Origin of the sequence: Zhongshania sp. (assembly GCF_041584495.1) — a bacterium.
GTDB lineage: Bacteria > Pseudomonadota > Gammaproteobacteria > Pseudomonadales > Spongiibacteraceae > Spongiibacter.
The window spans coordinates 22,257-29,174 of sequence record NZ_JBFHDY010000040.1 but is presented as its reverse complement, the minus strand read 5'-3'; the positions used below and the strand labels follow the sequence as shown (position 1 = coordinate 29,174).

General features: G+C 51.9%; 7 protein-coding genes. All 7 read right to left on the bottom strand.

Annotated features, from left to right (window positions below; all coding sequences use genetic code 11):
- On the bottom strand, window positions 1-439 hold a 439-nt coding region (locus ABYP33_RS08795; RefSeq protein ID WP_373090420.1), incomplete at its 3' end, for a S1 RNA-binding domain-containing protein.
- Window positions 440-572: 133 nt separating this feature from the next.
- Entirely contained in the window at window positions 573-1,259 is a 687-nt protein-coding gene (gene cmk / locus ABYP33_RS08790) for a (d)CMP kinase (RefSeq protein WP_373090419.1), read from the bottom strand.
- On the bottom strand, window positions 1,256-2,572 hold the full coding sequence (gene aroA / locus ABYP33_RS08785) for a 3-phosphoshikimate 1-carboxyvinyltransferase (protein ID WP_373090418.1): 1,317 nt from the start codon (window positions 2,570-2,572) through the stop codon (window positions 1,256-1,258). The genes cmk and aroA overlap by 4 nt, the downstream gene beginning before the upstream one ends.
- Window positions 2,573-2,597: 25 nt before the next feature.
- Entirely contained in the window at window positions 2,598-3,506 is a 909-nt protein-coding gene (locus tag ABYP33_RS08780; protein WP_373090417.1) for a prephenate dehydrogenase/arogenate dehydrogenase family protein, read from the bottom strand.
- Window positions 3,499-4,602 carry a histidinol-phosphate transaminase gene (gene hisC, locus ABYP33_RS08775; RefSeq protein ID WP_373090416.1) on the bottom strand — a complete coding sequence of 368 codons (1,104 nt, stop codon included), beginning with the start codon at window positions 4,600-4,602 and terminating at the stop codon, window positions 3,499-3,501. Before hisC ends, ABYP33_RS08780 begins: the two co-directional genes overlap by 8 nt.
- 43 nt (window positions 4,603-4,645) lie before the next feature.
- Window positions 4,646-5,791, bottom strand: a complete 1,146-nt coding sequence (pheA, locus tag ABYP33_RS08770) for a prephenate dehydratase (protein WP_373090415.1) — start codon at window positions 5,789-5,791, stop codon at window positions 4,646-4,648.
- A gap of 5 nt (window positions 5,792-5,796) precedes the next feature.
- A complete protein-coding gene (gene serC, locus ABYP33_RS08765) occupies window positions 5,797-6,876 on the bottom strand; it encodes a 3-phosphoserine/phosphohydroxythreonine transaminase (RefSeq protein ID WP_373090414.1) in 1,080 nt (359 codons plus the stop codon).
- Between the last annotated feature and the right edge of the window lie 42 nt (window positions 6,877-6,918).

Here is a 6,918-nt window from a genome sequence, read left to right as displayed (position 1 = left end):
GGTGCGCAGTATCGCGAACCGGACGAACGTCAACCAATGAACCGGGCAGGAAGGCGCGGATGCTATTGATGTCGACAGTAAAACCACCTTTAACCTTGCCATTGATGATACCGACAACGGTTTCTTCAGCTTCATAGGCAGCTTCAAGCGTAGTCCATGCTTCAGCACGCTTGGCTTTTTCACGTGACAGTTTAGTTTCGCCAAAGCCATCTTCCACAGACTCTAGAGCAACTTGAACTTCGTCACCAATTGCCAGAACGAACTCACCGCTTTCGCTCAGAAACTGCTCGCGAGGAATAACACCCTCAGATTTCAGTCCCGCGTGAACAGTAACCCAATCACTGTCAATATCGATAACAACACCGGTCACGATTGAACCGGGTTTCATATCAATGGTTTTTAAACTTTCTTCAAATAGATCAGCAAAGCTCTCGCTCATTAGTCATTACCTGAGATTAATAGTGGCATCGCCACCGTATCGCCGTGTATCCAGCTTACACGGGTCAATTCATATTGCCCCAAAACAACGCCAGCTGGTATTTGCGCTGTCTGTGACGGTTTTTAGCTGACTTTTACAAGCCAAGCTGACGAATCTTGGCTTCTGCCAACACCCGTTCGAACACTTCTTCTATCCCTAAACCACTGCTATCAAGCTGTATCGCGTCAGCAGCAGGCTTTAAAGGAGCCAGTTCGCGCTCAGAATCTCGCTTATCTCGATCCTGAATCTCCAATAAAAGGGTCGCGAGATTAACACTATCACCCTTTGATTTCAACTGCTTATAGCGCCGCTCGGCGCGTTCCTCGGCGCTAGCAGTTAAAAATATCTTGAGCGGTGCATCAGTAAACACCACCGTTCCCATGTCTCGACCATCAGCGACTAAGCCCGGCGCCTGGGCAAAGTCCCGCTGACGCTGTAATAAGGCGCTGCGCACTGCGCCCAAAACGGCGACTTTCGAGGCGAGCAAACCGGTTTTTTCGGTGCGCAGTTCGCCACTCACGTCATCACCTTCAAGCAATACCGAGGTTGGCTCACCAGCAGTGCCGGGCACAAACTGCACATCTAAGTCTTTGGCCAACTCAGCAACTGCCGGCTCATCGTCTAAGGCTATGCCATGACGATCGGCAGCCATACCCGTCAAACGGTATAAGGCGCCACTGTCTAACAAGTGCCAACCAAAATGACGCGCTAAAGTTTGACACAAAGTGCCTTTGCCGGAACCGCTGGGGCCATCAATGGCAATAACGGGAACATTACTCATGAGGCATTCTCTGCGTCAAGTTGCTCGATCTGCATCCCCAAGCTCGCCGCCAATTCAACAAAGTTCGGAAAGGAGGTCGCGACATTATCACAATCCTGTATCCGAATTGTTTCAGTCGCGCGCAGCGAGGCCACCGCAAAGGACATAGCAATACGATGATCGTGGTGGCTATTAACTGTTGCACCGGTGATTTGGCCGCCCTCAATCACAATACCGTCTTCAGTCGGTACAGCCGAAATACCCATCGCCCGCAAACCATCGGCCATGACTTGAATACGATCGCTCTCTTTAACTCGCAACTCTTCAGCGCCAGTCAACACCGTGCGGCCTTCCGCGCAAGCGGCTGCCACAAACAGCACGGGAAATTCATCAATTGCTAAAGGCACCTGATTTTCAGGAATATTAATACCCTTAAGCTTGGCATGGCGAATACGAATATTTGCCACTGGCTCGCCACCCACTTCGCGCTCATTAAAGACGGTGATATCACCACCCATAGCGCGAAGAATATTGATGACACCAACGCGGGTAGGGTTAATACCAACGTGTTCAAGGGTTAAATCGGCATTGGGGCAAATACTCGCCGCCACCATAAAAAAGGCCGCCGACGAGATATCTGCAGGCACATCAATATGCACCGCTGACAAACGACCGCCACCCTGAAGCGTAGCCACTGGGCCTGCGACCTGAACGTCGCAGCCAAAACCGCGCAGCATGCGCTCGCTGTGATCCCGCGTCGGCGCTGGTTCAGTGGTGCGGGTTTGACCTTCCGCGTATAAGCCAGCCAGCAGCACGCAAGATTTGACCTGAGCGCTGGCCATCGGTAGCACGTAATCAATACCCTGTAACTTACTACCGCCGCGCAAGGTTATGGGTGGACGTCCACCTTCACCGGTTTCGACAACTGCACCCATCAAACGCAGCGGTGCCGCCACGCGCTCCATAGGCCGCTTACTCAGCGATACGTCGCCAGTCATGGTGACATCAAAATTCTGCCCCGCCAGTAAACCCGCCAGCAGGCGCATTGACGTACCGGAATTACCCACATATAAATCACCAGCGGGCGCCGTTAAACCATCACGGCCCACACCGTGAATCACCACCCGGCCATTTTCGGGGCCGTCAATTTGCACACCCATGGCCTGAAAGGCCTTCAGCGTAGACAGCGCATCTTCACCTTCAAGAAAACCATCAACGGTGGTGGTGCCGTCAGCAATGGCGCCGAGCATAATGGAGCGATGGGAAATAGATTTATCGCCGGGAACACGGGCTGTACCGCGCATCTGACCACCGGGCTGCAATAGGAATTCCACGATTAGAGTCTCTTTAATAAGCTAATTAAGATAAGAGCGATTTCTTTTGCCGACTAAGATACTGCCCCAGAAAATGTTCGTCGCGGGCGCGCTTGGCACGATCAAAGGTCGCGTAAAGGGCATCGCCGTCACCGCTGGCAATGGCCGCGCGGACTTTGTCTAAATGGGCCCTGAATTCGTCTATGCCCTGTAATATCGCATCTTGATTGGCTAGGGCAATATCGTGCCACATGGTTGGGTCACTAGAGGCAATGCGGGTGAAATCGCGAAAGCCGCCAGCGGCAAAACGAAATATATCTGCCGCTGAACCATTCTGAGCAAGGGCGTCCACAAGGGTATACGCCAAGACATGAGGCAAATGACTGGTCGCCGCCAACACTGAGTCGTGCTCCGCCACATCCATGCACACTACTTCGGCGCCACAAACTTCCCACATTGCCTGTATCAGCTCAGTGGCTGGTTCTGTTGTTGTCGGCAAGGGTGTTAAAATCACGCGATGATCTAAAAACAAATCAACAGTAGCGGCGTCGACACCACTCTGTTCGGAACCAGCAATGGGATGCCCCATCACAAAATTAGGCGGCACCTCACCAAATACTTTTTCGGCAGCGCGCTGCATATTGCCCTTAACACTGGCAACATCGGTGACGATCATCGACGGCGTCATGAACGGTGCCAGCTCGGCCAGTACTTTTTCAGCAATCAAGGTCGGCGTGGCAATGACCACCACATCGGCATTGGCGACGGCCTCTTTCATATCAAGAGTCCACGCGTCGATCACACCCAGCGCTAAACCTTTTTCCAAGGAGGCTGCGCGGCGCCCCGTAGCAACCACCTCTCCTACCGCGCCCTGCGCTTTTAGCGCCCGCGCCAGCGAACCGCCCATCAGCCCAAGACCGATAATGGCGAGTTTATTGATATAAAACTTAGACACTCAACACCTTTTTCAGCGCAGCAAGAAAGCGTTGATTCTCGTTTTCAAGGCCAATCGACACCCGCAAGTGTTTGGGCATTTGATACACGCCGACAGGCCGCACAATGACGCCTTCACGCAAAAGTGCCTGGTAAATTGGCATGGCATCGTTCGCCAACTCAATAGCGACAAAATTACCCACCGAGGGAATATAAGCCAGACCTAGCGCCTCCAAGCCCTGACATAGCTGCTGCATACCATCTCGATTGACCTGCTGACTACGCTGCAAATAATCATCGTCATCCAGCACCGCAAGGGCCGCCGCCAAGGCTGGCACACTAACATTGAAGGGTGCTCGCACTCGGTTCAGCAAATCGGCGGTTTCAGCGCTGCTTATACCATAGCCAATACGCAAACCAGCTAGGCCGTAAGCCTTGGAAAAGGTACGGGTAACAATAATATTTGAATAGGTCTTTAAAAAATCGAGGCCATCCGGAAAGTCTTCGGCGCCGGCAAATTCAATATAAGCCTCATCAAGCACCACCATCACATGGCCTGGCACTTTGGCCAGAAACGCCGACAATTCATTGCGATTTAAGTAATTGCCAGTGGGGTTATTAGGGTTGGCAATAAACACCACACGAGTATCAGTTTCAATTGCCGCCGCCATGGCATCAAGGTCGTGCCCCCAGTTTTTCGCAGGCGTTACTATCGCACGGGCACCCACCGCCTGCACGGCGATGGGGTAAACAATAAAGGCGTGCCGGGAAAAAACGGCTGAGCAGTCTGGGCCGAGAAACGTGCGCGCGATAAGGTCAAGCACATCATTCGAACCATTGCCGAAAGTAAATTGCAGCTCAGTCACACCCAATTTTTCTGCCAATTTTTTCTTAAGTTCAAAACCGCTGGCATCGGGGTAAAGATGCAGATTTTTTAAGGCTTTTTCAGCCGCAGCCAAGGCCAGCGGTGACGGTCCCAGTGGGTTTTCATTACTGGCCAGTTTAACAACATCGCTTAAACCCAGCTCGCGCTGCAACTCTTCAATTGGCTTGCCCGGCTGGTAGGGCTGTAAACCACGCACACCGGCATTCGCCAGCGCAAACACATCGCAACTCACTATTCAGCTACCTTCCGCATTGGGGCTAGGGGCAAACACATAACTATAGCGCCGCCTTGGGGTAAGAACCCAAGACTTTAAACATAATGGAGTGCTGCTCAATGGTATTAAGAATATCGATAATTTTGGGGTCTTCGCGGTGACCTTCAAACTCAATAAAGAACACATAGGTCCAGGTTTCGCTGCGCGAGGGCCGCGTATCAATACGGGTCAGCATAACATCGGCTTTTTGAAAGGGCTCAAGTAACTTAAACAAGGCACCAGGCCGATTGCGAGCAGAGACCACCAAAGAGGTTTTATCACGACCACTGGGCGACACATTCTCGCGGCCAATAATAAGAAAACGCGTGGTATTGTCGGGCTGATCTTCGATATTGCCCGCCAAGCGCTGCAAGCCATATTGAGTTTCGGCCAAATCGCCAGCTATCGCAGCGACGCCCTCCTCCTCTGCCGCCATTCTCGCGGCTTCGCCATTACTGCTTACTGCAGCGCGCTCAATACCGGGGAAATTCGCATCCAACCAGCGGCGGCTTTGCGCCAAAGCTTGTTGGTGAGCACAGATACGCTTTATTTCTTTGCCAGAAGTTTGGCTGCCTACCAAAAGGTGTAGGCGAATTCGCAGCTCAACTTCACCGCAAATCTTTAGTGGCGAATGAATAAAAGCATCTAAGGTGTGAGAAACCATTCCCTCGGTAGAGTTCTCTACTGGCACCACACCGTAGTGACACTGCCCAGACTCCACCTTGGCAAATACGCCATCAATGGACGCCTGAGGCAAACTGATTACCGCGTGCCCAAAGTGCTTCACTGCCGCCGCTTGGGTAAAGGTGCCGCCGGGGCCGAGATAAGCCACTTCCATCGGCTTTTCCAGCGCCAAACACGCCGACATAATTTCGCGAAAGATAAACGCGACAGTATCGTCAGCCAAGGGCCCCTTATTGGCCGCCTTCACCCGCTCTAAGACCTGAGCCTCACGCTCGGGGCGATAAAATAATAACTGCTGAGAGCTATTGCTGTCGCCACTGGCTTCAAACTGCTGGGCCGCCGCGAATTCAGCCAACTTAACTTCAGCCACTTGCTGGGCACAGCGGGCGCGTCTATTCAATAATTCGTGTATCTGGGTATCAATGCTATCGATATCCTGACGCAGGGTATTGAGGTCTACTGGCGACGTTTTGCTTTCACTCATAGTAATTAGCTATTCTGCCCGGCGAAGGTTTTCATGTAGGCGATTAAGGCATCTACGGCTTCTTCTGGCACCGCATTGTAAACACTGGCGCGCATACCACCCACAGAACGGTGGCCTTTCAAATTCAGCAGTCCCGCTTCTTCAGCGCCGGCAAGGAAAACTTTGTCCAAGCTTGCGTCTGCCAAAACAAAGGGAATATTCATCAACGAGCGGCTCGCCACTTCAACGGGGTTGCTGTAAAAACCGCTGGCATCAATATAAGCGTAGAGTTTTTCCGCTTTGCGACGATTAATCACTTCCATCGCTTCCAGACCACCCTGGGCCTTCAGCCATTTAAATACCAGGCCAGCCAAATACCACGCCAAGGTTGGCGGAGTATTGTACATGGAGTCATTATCGGCAGCCGTTTTGTAATCCATCATTGTTGGCGTCATCACGTTGGCTTTACCCAACAGATCTTTACGCACAATAACGATGGTCAAACCGGCAGGGCCGATGTTTTTCTGGGCACCGGCGTAGATCAAACCAAATTTATTCACATCGACCGGACGCGACAAAATAGTCGACGACATATCGGCGACTAAGGGCACCTTGCTTTCTGGTGTCCAGAAAAACTCCAAACCACCAATCGTTTCATTTGGCGTGTAATGCAAATACGCCGCATCTTCGCTCAGCTTCCAGCTATCAAAAGCAGGAATTGTGGTGAAGTTAGTGTCTTCTGAACTAGCGACCACATTCACTTTGGCATAACGCTTGGCTTCTTTAATGGCCTTTTTAGACCACTCACCGGTATTCACATAATCAACAAGCTTGCCTTCACCCATCAGGTTTAAGGGCACGGCAGAGAATTGACTGCTAGCGCCGCCCTGCAAGAAAAGCACGGCGTAGTCGTCGGAAATCCCCATCAACTCACGCAGATCCGCCTCAGCCTCATTGGCGATACCAACCATCTCATCAGAGCGGTGACTCATCTCCATTACTGACAAACCGCGCCCCTGCCAATCCAGCATTTGCTCGGCGGCTTCAGTTAATACGGCTTCAGGAATAGAAGCTGGGCCTGCACAAAAATTAAAACGACGTGCCATTTACGTTGCCACTCCAAAGATTAAAATTTGACAGTGGCGGAG